This window comes from Fibrella forsythiae (assembly GCF_017353175.1).
Classification (GTDB): Bacteria; Bacteroidota; Bacteroidia; order Cytophagales; family Spirosomataceae; genus Fibrella; species Fibrella forsythiae.
The window spans coordinates 273,978-296,341 of record NZ_JAFMYW010000003.1; the positions used below are offsets into that span (position 1 = coordinate 273,978).

16 protein-coding genes are annotated in these 22,364 nt (G+C 54.6%); 7 read left to right on the forward strand and 9 right to left on the reverse strand.

Translation table 11 applies throughout. The features are described 5' to 3' along the window. Positions 1 to 43: 43 nt before the first annotated feature. The 7 genes from araD1 to J2I46_RS12600 all read right to left on the reverse strand — a co-directional run bounded on the left by araD1 (position 44) and on the right by J2I46_RS12600 (position 10,633). Positions 44 to 1,051 (reverse strand): AraD1 family protein, encoded by a 1,008-nt coding sequence (gene araD1, locus J2I46_RS12570; protein ID WP_310589022.1) that lies wholly within the window; start codon positions 1,049 to 1,051, stop codon positions 44 to 46. 187 nt (positions 1,052 to 1,238) lie between these two features. Continuing rightward, positions 1,239 to 2,030, reverse strand: a complete 792-nt coding sequence (locus J2I46_RS12575; protein WP_207329383.1) for an SDR family NAD(P)-dependent oxidoreductase — start codon at positions 2,028 to 2,030, stop codon at positions 1,239 to 1,241. A 24-nt stretch (positions 2,031 to 2,054) separates the two neighbouring features. Further along, on the reverse strand, positions 2,055 to 3,224 hold the full coding sequence (locus tag J2I46_RS12580) for an enolase C-terminal domain-like protein (RefSeq protein ID WP_207329384.1): 1,170 nt from the start codon (positions 3,222 to 3,224) through the stop codon (positions 2,055 to 2,057). 14 nt (positions 3,225 to 3,238) lie between these two features. Next, positions 3,239 to 3,799 (reverse strand): helix-turn-helix domain-containing protein, encoded by a 561-nt coding sequence (locus tag J2I46_RS12585; protein ID WP_085411078.1) that lies wholly within the window; start codon positions 3,797 to 3,799, stop codon positions 3,239 to 3,241. A gap of 102 nt (positions 3,800 to 3,901) precedes the next feature. Further along, positions 3,902 to 5,623: a GH39 family glycosyl hydrolase gene (locus tag J2I46_RS12590; RefSeq protein ID WP_207329385.1), complete on the reverse strand. Its 1,722-nt coding sequence runs from the start codon at positions 5,621 to 5,623 to the stop codon at positions 3,902 to 3,904. 268 nt (positions 5,624 to 5,891) lie between these two features. Next, a complete protein-coding gene (locus tag J2I46_RS12595) occupies positions 5,892 to 7,439 on the reverse strand; it encodes a RagB/SusD family nutrient uptake outer membrane protein (RefSeq protein ID WP_207329386.1) in 1,548 nt (515 codons plus the stop codon). A gap of 26 nt (positions 7,440 to 7,465) precedes the next feature. Further along, the gene (locus J2I46_RS12600) at positions 7,466 to 10,633 is read right to left on the reverse strand and encodes a SusC/RagA family TonB-linked outer membrane protein (RefSeq protein WP_207329387.1); all 3,168 of its coding nucleotides are present in this window, start codon (positions 10,631 to 10,633) and stop codon (positions 7,466 to 7,468) included. Positions 10,634 to 11,084: 451 nt separating this feature from the next. On the opposite strand from J2I46_RS12600, the gene J2I46_RS12605 reads away from it, so the two are divergent. From J2I46_RS12605 to J2I46_RS12615, 3 genes are all read left to right on the forward strand, one after another. Next, on the forward strand, positions 11,085 to 11,432 hold the full coding sequence (locus J2I46_RS12605) for an ArsC family reductase (RefSeq protein ID WP_207329388.1): 348 nt from the start codon (positions 11,085 to 11,087) through the stop codon (positions 11,430 to 11,432). Between the two features lie 13 nt (positions 11,433 to 11,445). Continuing rightward, positions 11,446 to 11,853, forward strand: a complete 408-nt coding sequence (locus J2I46_RS12610; RefSeq protein ID WP_207329389.1) for a group III truncated hemoglobin — start codon at positions 11,446 to 11,448, stop codon at positions 11,851 to 11,853. A gap of 183 nt (positions 11,854 to 12,036) precedes the next feature. Further along, a complete protein-coding gene (locus J2I46_RS12615; RefSeq protein WP_207329390.1) occupies positions 12,037 to 12,273 on the forward strand; it encodes a hypothetical protein in 237 nt (78 codons plus the stop codon). A gap of 96 nt (positions 12,274 to 12,369) precedes the next feature. Here J2I46_RS12615 and katE read toward each other — a convergent pair whose 3' ends face one another. Further along, complete coding sequence (katE, locus tag J2I46_RS12620) at positions 12,370 to 14,511, reverse strand: catalase HPII (protein ID WP_207329391.1); 2,142 nt, start codon at positions 14,509 to 14,511, stop codon at positions 12,370 to 12,372. Between the two features lie 117 nt (positions 14,512 to 14,628). After that, a complete protein-coding gene (locus J2I46_RS12625) occupies positions 14,629 to 17,103 on the reverse strand; it encodes a heavy metal translocating P-type ATPase (protein WP_310589023.1) in 2,475 nt (824 codons plus the stop codon). A gap of 144 nt (positions 17,104 to 17,247) precedes the next feature. On the opposite strand from J2I46_RS12625, the gene hemN reads away from it, so the two are divergent. Genes hemN through J2I46_RS12645 form a run of 4 tightly spaced genes read left to right on the forward strand, consistent with a single transcriptional unit; the run spans position 17,248 to position 22,352 of the window. Further along, on the forward strand, positions 17,248 to 18,612 hold the full coding sequence (hemN, locus tag J2I46_RS12630) for an oxygen-independent coproporphyrinogen III oxidase (protein WP_207329392.1): 1,365 nt from the start codon (positions 17,248 to 17,250) through the stop codon (positions 18,610 to 18,612). A gap of 57 nt (positions 18,613 to 18,669) precedes the next feature. Continuing rightward, entirely contained in the window at positions 18,670 to 19,998 is a 1,329-nt protein-coding gene (locus tag J2I46_RS12635; RefSeq protein WP_207329393.1) for a TolC family protein, read from the forward strand. Further along, the gene (locus J2I46_RS12640; protein ID WP_207329394.1) at positions 19,995 to 21,089 is read left to right on the forward strand and encodes an efflux RND transporter periplasmic adaptor subunit; all 1,095 of its coding nucleotides are present in this window, start codon (positions 19,995 to 19,997) and stop codon (positions 21,087 to 21,089) included. The genes J2I46_RS12635 and J2I46_RS12640 overlap by 4 nt, the downstream gene beginning before the upstream one ends. Before the next feature lie 12 nt (positions 21,090 to 21,101). Further along, positions 21,102 to 22,352 carry an ABC transporter permease gene (locus J2I46_RS12645; protein WP_207329395.1) on the forward strand — a complete coding sequence of 417 codons (1,251 nt, stop codon included), beginning with the start codon at positions 21,102 to 21,104 and terminating at the stop codon, positions 22,350 to 22,352. Positions 22,353 to 22,364: the final 12 nt, after the last annotated feature.

The following is a 22,364-nucleotide window of genomic DNA, read 5'->3' on the forward strand; positions in this document are numbered from 1 at the left end:
AGCCGGTGACGGCGATAACATCGTTGAGTTTATGACAAACAGCTTAAAGGGTCCGCACCGGAATCAGTTGCTCCGCCTCCTTCGCTACCTGAAGCGGATTGTGCAACGCCCGGCCTAATCCGGTCCATTCAACCCGCATCAGATCGCCGTCCTGCAACAGTAGCTGTTGCCCAAAACTGAAAGCGTCGGCCCCGAAAAAATGCACGTGCGCCTGACCAGGCAGTCGGTGTGCTTCGTATTTAAAGTGATGGTATTCAAGGTTCTCCAGGCTGTGTGCCATGTTGCTTTCGCCTGTTCGGATGGGGGCCGACCACAGTTCCTGACCGTCGCGGTCAACGCCCGCGGTGCCGGTCCATTCGCTGAAATCGGCAGTGATCACCAGTTCGGGGCCAATGGCGCACTGCCGCAGTTTCGAGGGGGCCAGGTACAGGTAGTTCTTCTTTTCCATCACGTGATCTGAAAACTCGTTGCCGGTGCAGAAGCCAATTCGGCGGGGCGTTCCGGCGTCATCGATCACGTAGGCCGCCGCCACTTCGGGTTCTTCGCCGCCGTCGTTGCCATACGCAGGTACGTTCAGGGGTTGGCCGTGGGCGCGCAGAATGGAGCCGTTGCCTTTGTAAAACCATTCGGGCTGAACGCCGATGGTGCCCGCTTCGGGCGAACCGCCCTCAACCCCCCACTGGTACATCTGCATGCTGTCGGTGGGCTTTTCAACCGCCGACTGGTGCATCATTTGCCGGTTCAACGCACTGTTTTTATGCGTCAGCCCCGTGCCCGATACCATGCAGCCAAACGGCCCGTCGGGGTGATCGAAGGCGGGTAACAATTGCCAGTCGCCGGTTCCGTTATACACCGATTGATAGTCGATGGTTTCTTCTGATAAACGGCTATGAATGAGTTCGGTAAGTGATTGACTGGCGCGAATGGCGTCGAGCGCCAGGGCGTAAATAGACGGGGCATGGCTCAGCAACCGCAAAAGCGGTTCCTGAACCAGCGCTACGCGTCGTTGCTGAGTAGCCGACGACAGCTGCACTAATCGAATGGATTCCACGTGTTGGGGGGGAATTGGTTGATTGGGTAATTGGTTGACTGGTGGGTTAGTTGATTGATGGGTGGGTTGATTGGCTGGTGGGTTTCCGAAAGGGTAGTGAAATAGCCCTGTTAGTCTCTCACTACCAGAGCGGAGCCTCACCTAGTTACTAGTCACCAGTCACCCAGTCAACCAATTATCCAATCCGCTATTGCGTTACCCAGCCACCGTCGACAGAGAAGCAGGAGCCCGTGACGTAGCTGGACGCCCGGCTGGCCAGATACAGCGCAATACCGCCAATCTCGTGCAGTTCACCCCAGCGCCCCATCGGAATTTTGGCAATGAACGCCTGGTATTTTTCGGGGTCGTTCAGCAGCGGCAGGTTCAGGTCGGTGGCAAAGGGGCCGGGCAGAATGGCGTTGACCGTAATGCCTTCTTTCGCTACTTCCATCGCCAGCGCGCGGGTCAGTTGCAGAATGGCACCTTTGCTGGTGGCGTAGGGCGTACGGTCGGGAATGGCCGTCAGGGCCAGCATAGAGCCGATGTTGATAATGCGGCCATACCCGTTCTGCTTCATCACCGGAATCACTTCGCGGCAGGCCAGCCACGTACCTGTCACGTTCACCTGCTGCACCTTCGTGAAATCATCGAGCGATAAATCTTCGATGGCCCCCCGGATGTTGATGCCCGCCGAATTGACCAGAATATCGACCTTGCCGAAGTGATCAACGGCCTGTTCAATCGTGGCTTTGACGCTCTTTTCGGCCGTTACATCGCAGGTGGTGCTGATGCAGTTAATGCCATACAGCGACTTGAGCAGCTCTTCCGACTGGCGGTTGGTGGCCTCGTCGCGGGCGGCAATAACGATGTTGGCTCCCGCCTCGGCCAGGCCCTGCGCCATAGCCAGACCCAAGCCCCTGTTTCCGCCCATCACCAGCGCCGTTTGCCCGTGCAGCTTAAACAGGTCTAAAATGCTGTGTTCTACCGAAGTCTGTTCCATACAACTACGTCTTGTTCAGGTTGATTAATCAAGGATGGTGAAGTGTTCGAGCCCTTCGGTTTTCAGCGTCAGACCCATGCCCGGTTTGGTATCGTCGAGCTGGAGTTTGCCGTTTTCGGCAATGGCTTCACCGTCGAAAATGTACCAGAACATCTCGTTGCCGACTTCAATCTCCGTTTGGGGGAAATACTCGGCCATGGGGCAGGCAAACGAGCTCATCACCATGTGCAGATTGTGCATCTGCCCACCGTGCGGAATCACTTCGACGCCGTGTGTCAGCGCCATGTTGCAGATCTTCTGCGCTTCCGTGAAGCCGCCCACCCGGTTTATGTCGAATTGGAAAATGTCGAGTGCCCCAGTCTGGAGCAGGTCGTGGAAACCGTAGCGCGTGTATTCGTGCTCCCCGCCCGACAGCGGAATGTCGGTATACTGCCGGAGCTTGGCGAAGTTGTGTATCTCGTCGGGTAGCAGCAGTTCTTCGGCCCAGCGAAGGTTGTACGGGGCCAGCGCTTTCAGCAGTTGCTTGGCGTAGGGCAGGTTGAACCCCATATAGGCTTCGAGCATGATGTTCACGTCGTCGCCCACGGTCTCGCGCACCACGCGCACCATCTCCACGTTTTTCTTCAGGCCCTCCAGCCCGTCGGTGAGCGGGTAACCGCAACGCAGCTTCATACCGGTGAATCCGTCGGCTTTGTAATGGGCGGCTTCGGCCTGCAGGTCGTCGAGGTTGCGGGTATATAACCGGCTGTAGTAGGTCTCGATGGCGGGTTTGGTGCGGCCGCCCAGCAGCATAAAAACAGGTTGCCCAAAGGCCAGTCCCTTAATATCCCAGAGGGCAATGTCAACTGCGCTGATGGCCGCAATTACGGCCCCTTTCCGACCGTAGGCTACGGTAGACCGGTACATTTTTTCGAAAAGGTATTCGGTATTGAGTGGGTTCTCGCCAATCAGAAGCGACGTCAGTTTACTGTCGATTATCTTCTTGGTCACGTCGGGACATAAGCCCGCGTTACCCAGTCCGATATGCCCCTCGTCGGTTTCGATTTCAACCACCAGCCAGCTGAAGAAGCGGAAGGCGGCCTGCGAATCGTTCTGGAAATGGAGCGGGCTGAGGGGCGTTGCGAAGATGGTATCGCTGGTTTTTACCGGCCCCTGCCATTGGTACAGTTTGGTCCTGACGGCAATAATTTTCATAAAAAGATGTCGAATTAAACGAAGATGTCCAGGTACGCTACCTCGTCGGACGTGGGCAGAATGCCGTGTTTGAGCGAGGAGTTGAAGTACAGGCTGTCACCCTCTTTGAGTTGATATTCAATTTCGCCAACCTGCATTTTCATCTGCCCGCGAATGACGTAGATAAACTCTTCGCCTTCGTGCGACAGTTCGTGCGGTTTGACTTCGCCTTTCTTGCCCACAAACAGGAAAGGCTGCATTTTTTTCTCGTGATATTCAGACGCATACGGGTAAATGGAATAGCCTTTATCCGTTTGCGTCAGGCTTTCTTCGGCCTTTAATCGGGAAGTGACAATGGCGTTTAGCCAGCCGTCGTGTTCCAGCAAATTAGAGATCGTGGTGCCCAGCGTATTGGCAATCTTAACCAGCGCCGCTACCGAAGGAACCGTTTTATTATTCTCAATTTTCGAGATCATACTCTTCGACAAATCACTTGCATCCGCGATTTCCTGAAGTGTCCGATTCTGGTTGATCCTGAGAATTTTAATCCGATCGCCGAGATTCAGTTTGGTGGTGGCCGTGTCTGTTGTAATCATCTTCCCTGTTTACTTTAATTCAATAGTGTTGAACGAAAGTAACTAAAATTTGAGAGACGATTTTTGGCGAAATCGCCGGGTGAATTGATCTTAATGCGCTTTTTATTTCCAGGTTACCTTCAGTAGCGATACGCCCTGACGGGGTAAGGCAAAGCTCAGGGTTGCTTCTCCGTTGGTGACACGTACCTGTTCGGGCGCGGCCATCATCTGTAGCTGACCGGCTTTTTCCAGCTCCGTGATCTGGCTGGCCGTGGGTGCTTTGGGCGACCCCATCTTTTTCCAGACTTCGTATGAGTTGCTGAATTTCTGGTCGATGCGGTAGTGTTGCACCGTAGCGGTTTTGCCAGGAATGCCTTTTAGGGCTACCGAAACGGGGGCGTCGGGCGCAGGTACGTTGTCGTCGTGGTAATTCCAGACCATTACTGCTGCCGACTTGGCATCTTTGCTGGCCAGCGCATTGATGTCGGGTTCAGCCCGTACGCTTTCATCCCGAACGCGGGCGTAATCGTAGGCCAGACCACTCTTCACCTCGACCCGATCGCCGGGCATCATCCCGAACATGCGGAACACGTTCAGTACCGGTTTGTCGACGCCGTTGGTAGCCAGATCGCGGAAACCACGGAACCAGGGCTGGTTTTCAAACTCGAACGCCCAGGTAACGGCCCCCGCCAGATTGACGCCCCGCGACTGAGCCAGATCATATTTCCGGGCAAACGAAGCGGCCGTATAGCTCGAATACATGGTGCCATTGCGGTAGGCGTTCTGCGGACTGAAATCTTCGGAACAGGCCGCGCATCCTTCCGGGTCCGACTCGCCAATGATGATCGGCAGGTTCTTCAGACTTGGGTACGACGCCACCACACTGAATCCCTGATCGATGTCGCGAAGCTGCGTGCCCATGTTCATCTGCACGTGGCCATCAACCAGTTTGGGCGCGCCTTTGGCGTGGAAGGTGATAAAGTCGATGGGTGCGCCGGTCTTGCCGGTTACCGCATTCTTGCCGTTCACAATGTGCTCCATAAAGGCTTTGAAGAACGTAAATGCTCCTTTGTTGGCTGGCCCGGTCACTTCTGGTCCCCCTATTTTAGCCGTTGGAAGGGCGCGTTTCACGGCATCGGCGGTGTAGTCATATAGCTTGATATACTCATCGGTGGTGCCTTTCCAGTAACTGATGTTCGGCTCGTTCCATAACTCCCAGTACCAGCTTTCTACTTCCTTCTGGCCGTACTTGGCCACCGAGTGTTTTACCCATTGATACACCAGTTCGCTCCACTTGTTGTAGTCTTTAGGTGGGTAGGCCCAACCCAGGTAAATGTCGTTGTAGTTATCGCCGGGCTTCCAGTGGTGGCGGTACGGTTGCGGGTGTGTCGAGAGGGCTTCGGGCATGAAGCCGATCTGGGCAATGGGCTTCATGCCGCGCTCAATGAACGTATCGAAAATCTTGTCGACAATGGTCCAGTTATAGATTGGCTTACCGTTCGCGTCTTCGGTATAGGCGTTGGTCGATCCCCATTTCAGGGCTGCTTCGCCGTCGCCGGTTACCAGCAGGCTATGCACCCGCACGTTTACCGGTACCTTGCTCAGTTTGGAAATCTCTGTCAGCAATTTTTTGCCATCCTTCATGTAGGTATAGTTCGGCTCGTCGTAGCCAAACCACGCCCAGATTGGTTTTAGTGGTCCTTTGCTTTTCGCCAGATCGACCTCAATCTGAACGGGTTTATCAGGAGCGGGCTGCGCCAGGCAATCGATGGTGGGCAGGAGGCTGAACGTACCCAGGCTGAGTGCCGTAAGCGTTGACCAGATGTTGTTTTTACGTTGATTCATAAAACGGTTAACAGACTAGAAAGTGGAATGAGGAAGCTGGCTGATGGATGCTGGCTTAAGGGAAAATTTTAGGTTGCTTCGTGAGTTAGCGTATTGCTTTCGCGAGGCCCTTTGACTAGGCGTCCCCGACAAGCTCAGGGTGACAGCTCACCCAAGTTCGTCGTGTACCTGCTTGAGTGAGTTGTCACCCTGAGCTTGTCGGGGACGCCCAGTCGAAGGGCCTCGCGTCAGTAATATGCTCGCTAGCGAAGCTCGACCATACTGCATACTAATTATACCCCGGATTTTGCTTGAGTGATGTATTACGACTCAATTGAAGAGCGGGAATGGGGAAAAGCAAATGTTTATCGGCGGCGGCCGAAATACCCAGCTGTTTGGCATTGGTAATCAGCCGGTCGTGGCGAAGTAAATCCCAGCGGTAATGGCCTTCACCAATGAATTCCTGCGCATATTCGGCCAGTACGGCATCGCGGAACTGCGCCTGCGTGAGTCCGCTCAGGTCGGGGTACATGCTGGCTGGCTGCGCGTTGGCGGTACCCACAGCTCTGGCCCGGCGGCGTACTTTGTTGATCGCTTCGTAGGCATCGGCCGTTGGTCCGCCTACCTCATTGGTGGCTTCGGCGTAGGTGAGCAGCACATCCGAATAGCGGATCAGCGGGTAATCGACGCCTTCGCGCAGAATGCCGGTTGAGAAGTCGACCCGGTTAAACTTGGTCAGGAAGGGGGCGTACATTTTCACTGTGTCGCGTACCAGTTCCTTGATGCCATTTTTGTAGTAATAGGGCATCCTGTCGCGCACTGACCACCACTTTCGGTATGTGTTCGGAGTGTTGTTGAACACGTCTTTACGTACCTGAAAAATGACCAGATCTTTCAGCAGATGAAACTGGATGCTGGTGCCATTGGGCAGCGACATGGCCGGTGGCCCGAAGAGGTAAATCATCCGTGTCTGGTACAGTTGCGAGGTGCTGTTGGCATTGCCGCCATGCTGAATGGAGAAAATCATCTCCTTTCCATTCCGAAAGTCCGGGTTGACGATATTCTCATAGTCGGCCATCAAATCAAATGCCTTTGAGTCGATCACCTTTTTGGCTTCCGTGGCGGCTTTAGCCCATTGGCGCTGTTGCAGATACACCTTCGCCAACAGGGCCGTGGCACCAAGCGACGTGGCTTTGCCGGCTGTATGATCAGCTTCGCTATACGGGCTCAGTTCGGTGGCGGCTGTTTCCAGATCCTTGACAATCAGGGCATATACTTCGTCGGCGGTGCTGCGGGGTTTGCTCACTTCGCTCAAGTCGGTTGTGCCCTGCGTCTGCAGCGGGACCCCGCCAAACAGACGAACGAGATTGAAATAAAACAGCGCGCGCAGAAACCGGGCTTCGCCGTCCAGTTTTGCTTTATTGGAAATAGATGAGGCAGCCAGCTTATCAATCAGTACGTTCGACCGGTTGATGGCGGCATAGAAATAGTCCCAGGCAGTAGAGAGCTCGAGCGCGTCGGAGTTCCACGAAAAGGTGTTGAAATCGTTGGTCACGCCCGAGCGGTCGCCGGAGCCGTTGGCCGAGCCACCCCCGATCAACGTACCTGCGGTCACGTCGCCGAGCGTTACCCACTGTCCGTCGCGGTAGGTATCGTCCCAGAGGCGGGTGTACACGCCGTTCAGGGCCAGCTGCGCCTGATCGCTGGTTTTATAGAAGGCATCGACGGCCACCTGGCTGAACACTTTTTCGTCCAGAATGTCTTTGCAACCGATGCTGCCGGCCAGGACGAACGCCACACAGCCTGTGGCTATCGCTTTGTTGAGTTTAGGGATCATAAATAGGAGAAGGTCGGGTTTATGAATTAGAAGCCTAGCTTGAGATCGAGTCGGAATGTGCGGGCCGACGGGTAGCCGTAGCGGTCCATACCTTTGGTGGTGTTGCTCGATCCATAGGAGTTCAGCTCGGGATCGTAGCCAGTGTATTTGGTCAGCACGGCCAGGTTATCCACGCCCACGCCAAGCCGGGCCGTTTTGATGAACTTGGTGAACGTCGGGATTTTATAGGTGAGCGCAATGGTCTGAATACGCAGGAATGAGCCGTCTTCAACCATAATGGAGCTGATACGCTGGGGATTCGAAGCGCCTGCGCCCGGATAAATGCCGTTCGGATTAGTGGGCGACCAGCGATCGAGGCGCATGGCCGAAATGCCTACTCCGTCGAGCAACCACTGCTGTTTGGCCAGGTTGAGCACCGAGTTGCCGTATTCGCCGTACACGAACACGTGCAGACTAAGCGGACCAAAATTGACATCGTTGGTGAGGCCGAAGTTGAATTTCGGGTTTGGGTTGCCCAGATATACGTCGTCGCTTTCGGTGTTGTAGGTGCCGTCGCCATTCACATCTTTGTAGCGGATGTCGCCGGGTTTGGCCGCTGGCATGGTACCCACCTGCTTGATCTCGTCGGCCGATTTCCAGATGCCTTCATACACTGAGCCGTAGAATTCACCCACCGAATGGCCGGGCTCCAGGCGGGCCGTGTTCTTGTCGTGGGGCGTTACGTTGCCGCCGCCAACCCAGCCGGTGTACTGGTAAGGCGCGCCGCCGAGCGACAGGATTTCGTTGCGGTTAAAAGCGATATTGAAGTTGGTTGTCCAGCCCAGTTTACCCGCCAGGTTCGTGCTGGTTACGCCAATTTCAATGCCTTTATTCAGCATGGCACCCGTGTTTTTCAGGACGCTGCTAAAGCCCGTTTGCGAGGCGATAGGTACGTCGAGCAGCAGGTCGGTCGTCTTTTTGTAATAGGCATCCACCGACAGGTTCAACCGGTTTTTCAGCACGGCGAAGTCGATCCCTACGTTGACTTCCTGTGTTTTCTCCCAGCTCAGATCCGGGTTCGGAATGTTGTTCGGGTAGGCAATGGGCACCTTCGATCCGTTGAAAATGTATGAACTCCGTGTGCCGAACGCCGTTCCGAGCAGCGATAACGACCGGTACACGCCGATGGATTCATTGCCTGTGCGGCCGAAGCTGGTGCGTAGTTTCAGCTGGTCAAACACATTCAGGTTGCGGATGAACGGCTCGTCGCCCAGTTGCCAGGCCAACGCCACCGACGGGAAAATGCCGTATTTGTTGTTGACCCCGAACTTGGAATCACCATCGGCCCGAACCGACGCCGTGAACAGGTATTTGTCGTTGAACGTGTAGTTGACCCGACCCAGATAGGAGATCAGCGTCCACTCGTTTTCGTTGCTGTTTGGCGTTTGGGGGCTGCTGCCCAACCCCAGATTGTAGTATTGGAACACGTCGCTGGGGAATCCGAATGACGATGCATCCAGCGATTCGTTTTTCTCGCGCTGGTAGGTGAACCCGCCCAGTATCTTCAGCTTGTGCAGGCTGTTGATCGTAGTGGCGTAGGTCAGCGTGTTCGAGTTGCTCACGTTCAGGTTCCGGATGGCAATCTGGCGCGCTTTGCCACTGGCTCCGGCGGCTGCTTCCGAGCCAATCGGGTAGTATTCGTGGTAGCGCCAGTCGCGAATATCAGCCCCCACCCGAATGTCCAGATCCAGGCCGTCCATGATGTTGTAGTTGGCGTAGGCCGTGCCGATCAGGCGCAGGGTGTTGCTCAATTGCTTATACTGCTCGGTCATGGTCAATGGATTCTCGAGGCCACTACCCAGCGGGTAATTCCGCAGGTTGACGGGCGTGCCGAGGCTATCGCGCGCCGGAATGGTTGGCGGTGCCTGATAGATCGCGTTGATCACGTTGGAAATGCCTTCGTACCCTTTCGTATCCGTCGGAACGGTGTACTGATCGGTGACGCTGAACAGCAAGCTTTCGCCAATTTTCAGGCGGTTGCTGACAGTCGCATCGAGGTTAATGGTGGTGCCATATCGTTTGAAGCTCGAACCGGGAAGAATGCCTTGCTGGTTGGTGTAGTTGCCGCCAATCAGGTAGCGTAAACTCTGGCTACCGCCCGAGAAAGCGAGTTTATAGGCCTGTCGCGGTGCGGCCTGAAACACCTCGTTCTGCCAGTCGGTACCCTGCCCGAAAGCGGCTACCTGCGCGGCCGTATAGGTTGGGGTGCGCCCCAGTTGTGAAGCCCGTTCATTGGCCTGCGTTGCCCATTGCTGTGCGTTCAGGAATGGAAGTTTGCGCCGCGCTTCCTGTACCCCCACCGATACGTCGAAGTCGACATTGTGCTGATTGGCCTTGCCGCGTTTGGTGGTAATGAGTACCACGCCATTGGCGGCTCTTGATCCGTAAATAGCCGTGGCCGACGCATCTTTCAATACCTGAACCGACTCAATATCAGATGGGTCGATCGAGTTGAGGGGATTCGGCGCGCCACCGAATGAACCCGCATCGGTGCTGGCACTGGTCTGTGATCCGCTGCTGATCGGCATACCGTCAATTACATACAGGGGTGAACCACCTGCCGAGAGCGAGGCCGTACCACGTACCTGAACCGCAATGCCGCCGCCGGGCGCGTGGGAGTTAGTGTGTACCTGCACTCCTGCAATTTTCCCCTGCAAGGCTTTGTCTGGTGTATTGATGGTCGACGTTTCAATGTCTTTTGACGAGATAGACCCCACAGCTCCCGTCAAATCCTTTTTCTGTTGCGTACCGTAACCGACTACAACCACCTCGCGGAGCTGTTCGGCATTGGGAAGCAGCTTCACGTTGATCATGGCTTTGTTGCCAACCGCAATTTCCTGGGCAACGTACCCCATGAACGAGAAAACCAGCGTCACAGAACCGTCTTTTACCGGGAGTTCGTACGAGCCATCTGACTTTGTGGCCGTTCCGGTCGTGGTGTTCTTGATCACAATGCTGACGCCGGGGAGCGCCTGGTCGTTTTCGTCGGTTACCTTTCCCGTAATGGTCCGGTCAATGTTGAACGAAGGGGCTGGCCGGGGCCTGCCGGGCCTGGCTGTGGCCGTTTCCCCGAACACCAGAAACAGGAAAGCCACGAACTGAATTGAACACAGGAACCTGGTCAGATTCCTATGCGGGTTTCGGATAGTTTTCATCATTAAGTAGAAAGAATTTAGGGAGTTAGACAGGCAACAACAGCTGATGAATGTGCATCAGTCAAAGCAATCATAACAGTGTTTCTTGAAATTCAACATTGTTGAATACAAAGGTAAATGCGGTTTTTATGAAGTCAAGTATTAGGCAATATTTTTATTTTTAATTAAACTTTATGAATACAGGCTACCTAAGTAAAAATACTAAATATCTGCTAATCAGATTATTATGTTAATAAACGGTGTATTAAACATTGTTGAATATTATGAAACAAAAAAAGGCGAATGTGTCTGGTAGTAGCGTGATCGGGTGGTTTTTTGGTCGTTTCTATGGGCGATTTACGCTGGTGATACGGTCGCTCTATATAGGTGGCAGCGGGGCCTGTGAGCCCGGCACAAACAGCAGAAAACAATGCCCGGAAACCGGTATTTTTGTGGCACTGATCCCAATTCTATGTATACACTCTATGCCATCCCGAATTGCGACACCGTAAAAAAAGCCCGCACCTGGCTGGCCGATAACGATGTTGCCTACCAGTTTCACGACTATAAAAAGCAGGGTATCGACCGCGCAACGATTGAGCGATGGCTGACACAGAAAAGTTGGGAAGAACTGGTTAACCGCGCCGGGGCTACCTGGAAAAAACTGCCCGACAACGAGAAGCCAACCGATGCCGAAGGCGCGATTGCACTGATGGTGGAAAAAACGTCGGTTATTCGCCGCCCGCTGATTGAATCAAACGGCCGGATCGTTGCGTTAGGTTTTAAGGCCGACGACTACGTCAATACGTTTAGCGCGTAGGTGGCCTTTACTGATGACGGAGAAGACACAAAAGCAATTGCTCGATTCGCCGGAGGCCGTTCGGCTGCTGGTAAATTCGTTCTACGACAAGGTTCGGGTCGACCCACTGATCGGGCCCATTTTTATGGATGTAGCCGAGGTAGACTGGGCGAGCCACCTGCCTAAAATGTATGCGTTCTGGGAGTCGCTGATTCTGGGTAACGGTGCCTACAATGGCCACCCGTTTCGGCCGCACCTGATTATCAATCAGCAGCATACCCTCCGGCGCGAACATTTCGAGCGTTGGCTGACGCTTTTCTGGGCAACGCTGACCGAGCATTTCACAGGCGAAACCGCCGAGCAGGTACGTCAACGGTCCCTACAGATCGCCTCGGTCTGGAACCATAAGCTGGAGTATATCAACAACCCGGTTGGTGAGTAGTACAGAGCACGACGTGCGAAGCAGTCTGCCTAACAAAGTAGTGTATAGCAAAGTGGTGCTAACTCCCTGATTGATAATTGGGTTACTGGCGAAAATAGTGCCCGAAAGTACCCCGTTTCTGCGACGAAATCCGGCTTATTTACGTTACTATATTAGAACGTAAACAACAGGAGATTTCACGACATGGACTTACTTAAACTGCTTGATCCGAGTGTTCATCACACCGCCTCCACGATGCCTATTGGCAAGCGCCCAAAGACAAATGGAGTGGCAACGGCGGCTATGCTGATTCGCATTGCGAGCGAAATGCTGGAGACCTCACCAACCCTCCGGAAGCGGATGGGCATCACACTCAGCGATCTGGCCGCCGCTGATAAGGTTCGTAAAGAATTGACCCGCAGAAGCCTGGCTGTTCAGTGAACGTTGGGTACGTTGCTGTAGCTCGTCATACATGCAAAAGGCCGTTGGAGACAACGGCCTTTTGCATGTATGACGCCGAAGCGCCGCTAATCCTAGTTACACCAGTGTTTTCTCGCGGCTCCAGAAACGATGCTGGGCGATGGCCTGAATGAATTGTTGAGGTACGTCATCAGGGCCCGTGATGACACCGTCGCTGCTTAGCAGGGCGGCAGCTCCTCCGGTGGCGGCGGCTTTCAACAGGTCAATACCCTCGCTGGTGGCAGCAACGGCTTTGCAGTGCATAAACGCTTCGTGAATGAACCGGATCGACTCGTCTTCCTGCAACAGCGAGGTCACGCTCTGTTTTCCACCCGGTACATAAACCGCATCGAACAGGACCGAGGCTGTACCCTGTAGGCTGGCATCAATGTGTACCAGTTCACCCGCCGATGTTTTGAGCTTGCCCACACGTGGCGCAACAATGGCAATGACCGCCTCTTCGGCCGACAGCGCCTCTTTCATCGCTTTCAGTTCAGAGGCATCGACACCATCGGCGGCCAGAATAGCCACCTGACGGGTCTTTATCCCGCTCTTCACGGTGTTGGCCATGCTTAGTGCCGCTGACCTGGTTGTTGCCTTTTTGGCAGGAGCCGACTGGTAGTCTGCCGGGTTGGCGTCGGCCGGAACGGCCAGATTCAGCTGCATGCCATCGATAGCAGGTACGTCCATCCCCAACCCTTCGGCAACGAGCTTGGCCAGCGTACTGTCAACCTGCGCCAGTTGCACCAGCATCCGCATCCGAATTGACTCAACGGCTACTTTACTCAGTTCGAACCGCAGGGCTTTAACCAGGTGCGTTTTTTCGGCGTCCGATTGGCTATTCCAGAACAGGTTGGCCTGGCTATAATGATCTCCGAAGCTCTTGCTTCGGGCACGCACCTTGCGCGCATCAATCCGCTCGCCGTGGCTCGAAAAACCACCTTCAGCCGTGGTAGCCTGGGCGGGTGTATTGTCGTTGATCAGATTGGGGCTGTAGCTGGTGCGGCCTTTGTTGATCGTCTGGCGCATGTGCCCGTCGCGTTGCCCGTTATGCACGGGAGCAACAGGCCGGTTGATGGGTATCTCGTGGAAGTTCGGACCACCCAACCGTTTCAGCTGCGTGTCGGTATACGAGAACAACCGGCCCTGCAACAGCGGATCATTGGTGAAGTCGAGGCCGGGAACGAGGTGCCCCAGGTGGAACGCGACTTGTTCGGTTTCGGCAAAGTAATTGTCCGGATTGCGGTTGAGCGTCAGCTTGCCGATACGTTTCACCGGTACCAACTCTTCAGGAATAAGCTTGGTTGAATCGAGGAGATCGAAATCGAATTTGTGCTCGTCTTCTTCCTCCACGATCTGAACACCCAGTTCCCATTCCGGATAGGCACCCGCTTCAATCGAATCCCACAGGTCGCGGCGGTGAAAATCAGGGTCACGGCCCGATATCAGTTGCGCTTCATCCCACACCACCGAGTGCACACCCAGCAGCGGTTTCCAGTGAAATTTAACGAAACGAGCCTTACCAGCTTCGTTGATGAACCGGAAGGTGTGCACGCCAAAGCCTTCCATCATGCGGTAGCTGCGCGGGATAGACCGGTCAGACATAACCCACATGATCATGTGCATCGATTCGGGGGTAATGGAAATAAAATCCCAGAAGGTATCGTGGGCTGAAGCCGCCTGCGGTATTTCGTTATTTGGCTCAGGCTTTACCGCATGGATCAGATCGGGAAACTTGATGGCATCCTGAATGAAAAATACCGGAATGTTATTGCCCACCAGGTCGAAATTGCCTTCCTCGGTGTAGAATTTAACGGCAAACCCCCGCACGTCGCGCGCCAGATCGGATGATCCTCGCGAACCGGCTACCGTTGAAAAGCGCAAAAAAACCGGTGTTTTTACCGATGGGTCTTGCAGGAATTTTGCTTTGGTGAGTTCGGCCTGCGGTTCATATACCTGAAAATAGCCGTGCGCGGCCGCCCCGCGTGCATGAACAATCCGCTCGGGAATCCGCTCATGGTCGAAGTGGGTAATCTTTTCACGCAGAATGAAATCTTCCAGCAGCGTGGCGCCCCGGTCGCCTGCTTTGAGCGAGTTCTGATCGTCGTTGATGCGCAAGCCCTGGTTTGTAGTCAGAAATTGTCCGGTACCGTCTTCGCGGTTCTGGTTCAACTCCTCCAGCTTGTTGTTGGTATTGTCGCGGTTTTGTTGTGTCTCCATGAAAAATAATTCTATCAATTCTATAGAATTAAAATGAAGACCTTTCGGGTGATTATTGTTCTGGTCTAGAGATTAAAAACAGAGTATGATGAGCGTGTGGTACCAGGGCGGTACCTGTCAAATTCTTCGCCACCGCATCCCTACCGTAGCGATCAGTACCATTGTGGCAGAACTCAGCGGCATTAAGATAGCGGCCACAATAGGCGACAGATGACCGGCAGCAGCAAACGACAGCCCAACGAAATTATAGAGCAGCGACACGCCGAAACTGAATTGAATCAGCCGCATAGCAAACCGGCTATAGTGCATAAACCGGGGAAGTTGCCCCAGCGAACGGGCTTCCAGGATGGCGTCGCTGGCCGGGGTAAACTGAAGCGTATCGTCGGTTACGGCAATGCCTGCGTCGGCCTGCTTCAGCGCCCCGGCATCGTTCAGCCCATCGCCGATCATCAGCACCCGGTGATGGCTCGTCTGTAGTTCGTTAATGAATCTGAGCTTGTCTTCGGGGCTGCAACTGAAGCGCATAGCGTCATCATCAAACCAGGTGCGCATCTCAGCCCGCATGGCATCGGTGTCGCCCGACAGAAGGTAGAGGCGTTTCCCGCTACCAACAAAGGCGGTCAGCATGTCGACCAGCCCGTCGCGGAGTTGAGCCGCAAACTGAAAATGGCCCCGGTACACGCCGTCGATGTTCACATGAATAGCCGAACCAGTGGTTTGCTCTGATCCGCCCACAAAGGCCGCACTGCCAACTTTAACGATCAGATCATCAATTAGCCCGATAATTCCCTGGCCGGGTAATTCCGTGAAATTTTCGACGCTCATGGGCGGGCACTCGGCCAGGTGCTGCCTCAAACGCAGGCTCAGCGGGTGCGCCGACTGGCTAACCAGCGCCTTAACCATTGTGTGCTCAACGCTGGTCAGCGGGCGGGCGAACGATTCGGTAACGGCGCCTGAAGTGGGTGTCGTTAACGTACCTGTCTTGTCGAAAACGATGGTGTCGCAATGGGCCAGTTGCTCCATAACGTCGGCGTTTTTAAGGTAGAAACCCCGCTTGCTCAACAGCCGCAGCCCATGCCCCAGCGCTACCGGATATGACAGCGACAATACACACGGGCAGGCCACGATCAGGATCGCCGTAAACGCATTGACTGCCGTGGTGGGTTGCCCCGTAACATACCAGTACCCGCCAACCAGCGTAGCCAGGGTCAGCACGGTGATGGTGAAATACGTACCCACGGCATCCGCAAAGGTCTTCGTGCGGTTAGTTTGATCTTTCCTGAATGCGTCGTTATTCCAGAGCTGGGTCAGGTAGCTGTGCGACACATCGCGAACCAGTTCTAGGTCGATCACACCGCCCATCTGCCGCCCGCCGGCGTAGAGCAGCGTACCTGGCTCACGCTGTTCCGGCTCCGATTCGCCCGTAACGAACGAATAGTCGATCAGGCCTTCGCCCCGGTATAACAACCCGTCGGCTGGGATCAGATCGCCATGCCGCACCCGAATCCGGTCGCCTTTGCGTAGGTCGGCAACGGGCGTCGATTGCTCGTTATCGTTGATGAGTTGCTGAACCGCCAGGGGGAAATACGATTTGTAATCGCGCTCGAAGGAGAGGAAGTCGTAGGTACGTTGCTGGAACCATTTTCCGCATAACAGAAAGAAAATCAGTCCGCTAACGGAGTCGTAATAACCCGCGCCGCCCAACGCCAGGACTTCATACGTGCCGCGCGAGTAGGCAACCAGGATACCCAGCAGAATCGGGAAGTCGATGTTGATAAGGCCCCTCCGCAGGCTTTTCCAGACCGATTCAAAGTAGCCGGAGCCTGAATAGAACACAACGGGTGTGGCGAGCAACAGGTTGAGAATGCCGAAGAGATACTTGAATGACGGATCGTCGAGGCCGAGGTATTCTGGGAAGCTGAACAGCATGATGTTGCCCGCGCAAAAACCGGCTACGGCCAGCTTATACAGCAGCGGTCGGTAGGTGGGGTTCTGCCCCTGTTTCACCACGTCGTTGAGGCTAATGAGCGGTTCGTACCCCAGCGACGTAAGCAGTTCGGCAACCTGCCGCAGCGACCGTTGTGCGGGGTTGAAGACCAGATGCACCTGCTTTTTCAGGAAGTCGACGCGCGTTTGCTGCACACTTGGGTCCAGGCGGTAGAGGTGTTCGAGCAGCCACAGGCACGACGAGCAGTGAATGGCAGGTACGTAGAACGTGACGTGGGCTACGCTGCCGTTCTGAAAGTCGATGAGTTGGGCAGCAATGTCGGGGTGATCCAGAAAAGCCAGCCGGTCGATGTTCGGGGTCTTGCCCAGCGATGTACCGGGTGTGGTGTTGAGGTCGTAGTACTGGCAAAGCTGGTGATCACTCAGCACCTGGTACACCGTTTTGCAACCTGTACAGCAAAAGGGTTTATCGTCGAAGACGATGGGGTCGGTATCGGTGGGGCAGTTGCTGCCGCAGTGGTAACAGGCCGTTCTGGTAGCCGTAGCCGTAGTCATAATCGCCGGGGATTTCCTCAAAATTCGCCCGTGGTGCTCCGCCATCGACTGATATAAATCAGGCCATTGGCTGATTTTGGAACGGCTCATACCCCGCCTATTTCGTCAATTTTGGGGTGTTGGATTTCGGATTGGGTATGTCGGATGTCGGATTTTGGATTTGTTTCGCTTGATCCCGATCCGAACCTAAGCAGAACAAATCCGACATCCGACATCCCCAATCTAAAATCCCAAATGTCTTCTTTGATCGCGAAATACAACGTACCTGGCCCGCGGTATACCAGTTATCCCACCGTACCGTTCTGGAATACCGCTGACTTTAATCGATACGACTGGCAACAACGACTTACCAGCGCGTTTGCCACCAGCAACTATACCGCGGGTATCAGTCTATACATTCATCTGCCGTACTGCGAAAGCCTGTGTACGTTTTGTGGCTGTAACAAACGGATCACCAGAAACCACGGCGTAGAAGAACCCTACGTCGGCGCCCTGCTCGACGAGTGGGCTATGTATTGCGAGTGGTTACCAGAGCGCCCCCGACTAGCTGAATTACACCTTGGCGGTGGAACCCCCAGTTTCTTTTCTACCCATCAGCTTCGTCGGTTACTAATGGGTATTTTCCGCTATGCTGATGTGGTTGACGAACCTGACTTTGGTTGGGAAGGACACCCCAACAATACGAGCTACGACCACCTGAAAACGTTGTATGAGTTTGGATTCCGGCGGGTTAGCTTTGGCGTGCAGGATTACGACCTGGTAGTACAACAGGCCATTCACCGGCATCAGCCGTTTGCCAATGTGCGGCGCGTAACCGAACAGGCGCGCGAGATCGGCTATACCTCTATCAGCCACGATCTGGTATTTGGCCTGCCTTTTCAGCAGGTAAGCTCCATTCAGGATACGGTCAAGCAAACGCTGAGCCTGCGACCCGACCGAATTTCGTTCTATTCCTACGCCCACGTGCCCTGGATCAAAGGCAACGGCCAGCGTGGTTTTCGGGATGAAGACCTGCCCAACGGCGATCAGAAACGTGATTTATATGAAACGGGACGTGCTTTGTTTGAAGCGGGAGGGTATACCGAGATTGGTATGGATCACTTTGCCCTGCCCCACGATTCGCTACGCAAAGCCATGAAAGCAGGTACGTTGCACCGCAATTTCATGGGATACACCACCACCCGTACCGACGTAATAATTGGCCTCGGCGCCTCCTCGATCAGTGATGTAGGAACGGCGTTTATGCAGAATGAAAAAAGCATCGACACGTACCTGACCGAGATTGAGGCAAACCAGCTACCCATTCTGCGCGGCCATTTGCTGACGGATGACGACGTAAAAATCAGGCAACTGATTCTCGATATCATGTGTCGATTCCAGACCAGTTGGTCTATTACTGACTGGACAGGGGAGGAGTGGGCGCTGTTGACCAGCCAACTCGACGACCTTCGCGACGACGGATTGCTCGATTATGATACAACCGGCCTTCGGGTACGTTCAGAGGGGCGGCCTTTCCTGCGAAACATCTGTATGGTGTTCGACCGGTACCTGACCAGCAGTCCGGTACTGGCTACACCCGTCTTTTCGCAGACCGTATAGTGTTGATTTTCACGCTCAATACAGAATTTGCTTACTTTATATCGAAATTCAATTAGCATGAAAATCCTGAGTACTTTTCTGCTGCTGCTGACTGGACTGAACGCCCTGGCGCAAACGGTTCTACCCAACGTACAGGAGGCACTGGAACTGGCCCGACTTACTAACCCTGACCTGGTCAGTGCCCGGCAGAATAAGCTGATACAGGAGCAACAGCGGGTTGTGAGTCGGGCCGCACTACGTCCACAGGCGCGTATCTACAGCAACCTCGATTATAACTATTCGCTGCCCGTTCAACTAATTCCGCTGAGCTTGTTCGGAGGCACAACCAATGAGTTCCGGTCGGTTCAGTTTGGCCTGCCTTTTGTGCTGCTGGCAACCGGCGAAGTCACGGCCCCAATCCTAAACAGACCCGCCCGTGCCGACCAGCAACTGGTTGAGCAGAACCTGCGTATTCTGGATGATCAGGCACTGTCGTTGCAGGATGAGGTGTCGACCCGGCTCGCCCGCCTATACCACGCCACGCTACTCACCCGCGCCGCCATCACCCTCACCCGCCGCAACCTGCAGGCTTCTGATACGCTGGAACAGATTGCCCGCCAACGGTTGACCAAAGGCTTGATTGAACCCCTTGAATATAACCGTATCCGGCAGGTGATGCTCACTACGGCCGATGTGCTGTTGCAGAATGAACTGGGATATACCCAGAATCTGAACCAGTTGAAGCTGCTACTGGGATTAGCTCCAACCGACAGTCTGCAATTGACCGAAAACCTTTTGGCCGATTCGTTGGCATCATCCAGCCCAATTCCAGGTACGTTCCCTACGATTGAACGGCCGCAGGTCACCCTGCGTCAGGCGCAGACTGAGCTGGCGCGCCTGCAGGTTGAGCGCGAACGGAGCACGTTCTGGCCCACGCTGTCGGCCTACGGGCGTTATTCGCAGCAGGCGCAACGGCAGCAGTTTAACTTCCTGAACACGTCGCAGCGATGGTTCGAGATTGGCGTAGTGGGCCTGCAACTCAATGTGCCCCTGTATACTGGTGGCGTCCGGCAAAGTAATCTGGCCCGCTCCCGGCTTCAGCTACGCCTGGCAGAGCAGCAACTGGCCTATGAAGAGAACCGCCAGCACGCCGATACGGAAGACATTCGGAATGCCTACAATCAGGCGCTGCGGTCGCTGGCGATCAACCGGCAGAATTATGCGCTGGGCCAGCAAAATAGGCAGATAGCGCTGGTCAAATACCGCTCCGGTCTGTTTGCCTATGACCAGTATCTGAACGTGTTCAATGACGTACTGACAGCACAAAATCGGTACCTCAGCACGCTGTCGACCGTGTTTATTAACCAAACGCTCTGGCACATTCGGAGCGGGCACCCTGTACGATGAAAAAAACGCTGATTGTATCTGCTTTGCTCGTGCTGGCGCTGGCCTGCCAACGCGGCAGCAAGGGAGTGAGCCCAACATATAAAGACCTGACCGAGGCTGTCTATGCCTCGGGAAACGTGTTGCCGCGCGATGAGTATATACTGCGTGCCGACGCCGACGGAACCTTGCAGCAGCGGCTTGTCAACGAAGGCGATACCGTTGGTAAAGGGCAACTCCTGTTTGTGCTCGAAAGCGCGGCTGAAGATGCCCGGCGGCAGGCAGCCAGCGTGGCACTTCGCCAGTCGCGGGCCAATTTAGGGGCTAATTCGCCGGTGTTGGCCGAGCTGGAAAATCAGGTACGTAATGCCCGGACCCGCCTTCGAAATGACTCGGTCAATTACACCCGTTTCCGTGAGTTATATGCCCAGAATGCCACGTCGCGCGCTGAACTGGAGCGGGCCGAACTGAACTATACGCTATCGCAGAATACGCTTCGCGCCCAGCAAAGCACGCTGCAACGTACCCGCAACCAGCTCGGTGTCGACGTGGCCAATAGCCGCAGTCAGTTGGTAACAAGCGAAGTAGCCGGCAGCAACACCCGGATTCGGAGTTTTGTGGATGGCAAGATTTATGAAGTCTACAAAGATCCCGGTGAGCTGGTCAGGCCCGGCGATCAACTGGCGCTGATTGGCAGTGGGCGGCGGCTGTTTGTTCAGTTGGCTGTTGATGAAAGCGATTTCGGACGAATTCGGGTAGGGCAGGAGGTGATCGTTAAGACTGATGCCTACGGAGAACGGGTATTCAAGGCGCGCATAACGAAGGTGTACCCAAAACTGAACCGCGCCGATCAGTCGTTCCGGGCCGACGCCGAGTTTAGTGGCGACCAGCCCGATGCGTACTACGGCCTGACAGTCGAGGCAAACATCATCATCAGTCAGAACCGTCGGGTGCTCACTATTCCCAAAACCTACGTCTTCGGTATCGATAGCGTCTGGATTGAGCAGGACGGTAAGAAACAGAAAGCACGCATCCGAAAAGGGGCCGAAAACTTTGACCTGGTAGAAATAAAAGGTGGCTTAACCGAACAGTCGGTTATTCTGGCAAATGACTGACCATAACGCCCTATGAACCTGCGCATTGCCTCACAAATTGCCCGGACACACCTGCTGGCCAAGAAGCGCCAGACGCTCGTTGCCATGCTCGGCGTGACATTCGGCATTGCCATGTTCATCACCATGATCTCCTTTATGCAGGGCGTCAACCAGTTTCTGGAAGATTCGGCCCTCGATGCCAGCCCCCATGTCAGGATGTATAACGAAGTGAACACCCAGCGCCCCAGCCTGATCGATGCCCTGCGGCCGGGCGGATTCAACGTTACCTACCATCAGAAACCCAAGAACGAGCTGGCCCGCATCAAGAATGGTCTGACCATTGCCGACCGCATTGAACGCGAGCCGAACGTGCTGGGTGTGTCGCCGCAGGTGGCCACACAAGCGTTCTATAACAATGGTCCCATTCAACTGTCGGGCACTATTTCGGGGGTGAACATTGAGCGCGAGAACAGGTTGTACAACCTCGAAAAGCGATTGAAATCGGGAAGCGTCAATGCCCTGCGCAGTAATCCCGACGGGCTGATCATGGGCACTACGCTGGCGGGTAAACTCAACGTAGCCACCGGCGATAAGGTGACCATCACCACGCCCACCGGCAGCACGCGGGTGTTGCGGGTTGTGGGTACGTTCGGATTCGGCATTGGCACCATCGATAACACAAAGAGTTACGCCAACCTGCCTACCGTACAGGAACTGTTGGGGAAAGACCCGAGCTACATCACGGATATCCACCTCAAAATGAGCGACCCACTGCTGGCTATTCCATTCGGCAAGGTGCTACAGGCACAGTATGGCTACCACACCGAAGACTGGGCTACGGCCAATACGGCGATTCTGGCGGGCGAAAAAATCAGGAATATGCTCACCTACGTGGTGTCTATTACACTACTGGTAGTAGCGGGTTTCGGGATCTACAATATCATGAATATGACCGTGATGAACAAGATAAAGGATATTGCCATTCTGAAAGCCACGGGCTTTGAAGGCCACGATATTGTTGCCATTTTTCTGCTTCAGGCTGTCTTTATCGGCTTCTCCGGCGGCTTACTGGGGCTGGGTATCGGGTTTGGCCTGAGCTACCTGCTCTCTATTACGCCGTTCGATGCTGGTGGATTTATCAGTATTAAAACATTCCCCGTCATCTTCGAACCCAAATACTACGTCAACGGACTACTGTTTGGCGTCATTACCACGGTGCTGGCGGGTTATTTCCCTGCTCGTAAAGCGTCGCATATTGATCCGGTAGCCATTCTGAGAGGATAAACCATACAACCA

Coding starts and splice junctions, on each gene's coding strand:
- J2I46_RS12640 (WP_207329394.1), top strand. CDS start 19,995: ATGAAAAAAACGCTGATTGTATCTGCTTTGCTCGTGCTGGCGCTGGCC.
- J2I46_RS12615 (WP_207329390.1), top strand. CDS start 12,037: ATGGACTTACTTAAACTGCTTGATCCGAGTGTTCATCACACCGCCTCC.
- J2I46_RS12585 (WP_085411078.1), bottom strand. CDS start 3,799: ATGATTACAACAGACACGGCCACCACCAAACTGAATCTCGGCGATCGG.
- J2I46_RS12575 (WP_207329383.1), bottom strand. CDS start 2,030: ATGGAACAGACTTCGGTAGAACACAGCATTTTAGACCTGTTTAAGCTG.
- J2I46_RS12595 (WP_207329386.1), bottom strand. CDS start 7,439: ATGATCCCTAAACTCAACAAAGCGATAGCCACAGGCTGTGTGGCGTTC.
- katE (WP_207329391.1), bottom strand. CDS start 14,511: ATGGAGACACAACAAAACCGCGACAATACCAACAACAAGCTGGAGGAG.
- J2I46_RS12610 (WP_207329389.1), top strand. CDS start 11,446: ATGACGGAGAAGACACAAAAGCAATTGCTCGATTCGCCGGAGGCCGTT.
- J2I46_RS12635 (WP_207329393.1), top strand. CDS start 18,670: ATGAAAATCCTGAGTACTTTTCTGCTGCTGCTGACTGGACTGAACGCC.
- J2I46_RS12590 (WP_207329385.1), bottom strand. CDS start 5,623: ATGAATCAACGTAAAAACAACATCTGGTCAACGCTTACGGCACTCAGC.
- J2I46_RS12605 (WP_207329388.1), top strand. CDS start 11,085: ATGTATACACTCTATGCCATCCCGAATTGCGACACCGTAAAAAAAGCC.
- hemN (WP_207329392.1), top strand. CDS start 17,248: ATGTCTTCTTTGATCGCGAAATACAACGTACCTGGCCCGCGGTATACC.
- J2I46_RS12580 (WP_207329384.1), bottom strand. CDS start 3,224: ATGAAAATTATTGCCGTCAGGACCAAACTGTACCAATGGCAGGGGCCG.
- J2I46_RS12600 (WP_207329387.1), bottom strand. CDS start 10,633: ATGAAAACTATCCGAAACCCGCATAGGAATCTGACCAGGTTCCTGTGT.
- J2I46_RS12625 (WP_310589023.1), bottom strand. CDS start 17,103: ATGAGCCGTTCCAAAATCAGCCAATGGCCTGATTTATATCAGTCGATG.
- J2I46_RS12645 (WP_207329395.1), top strand. CDS start 21,102: ATGAACCTGCGCATTGCCTCACAAATTGCCCGGACACACCTGCTGGCC.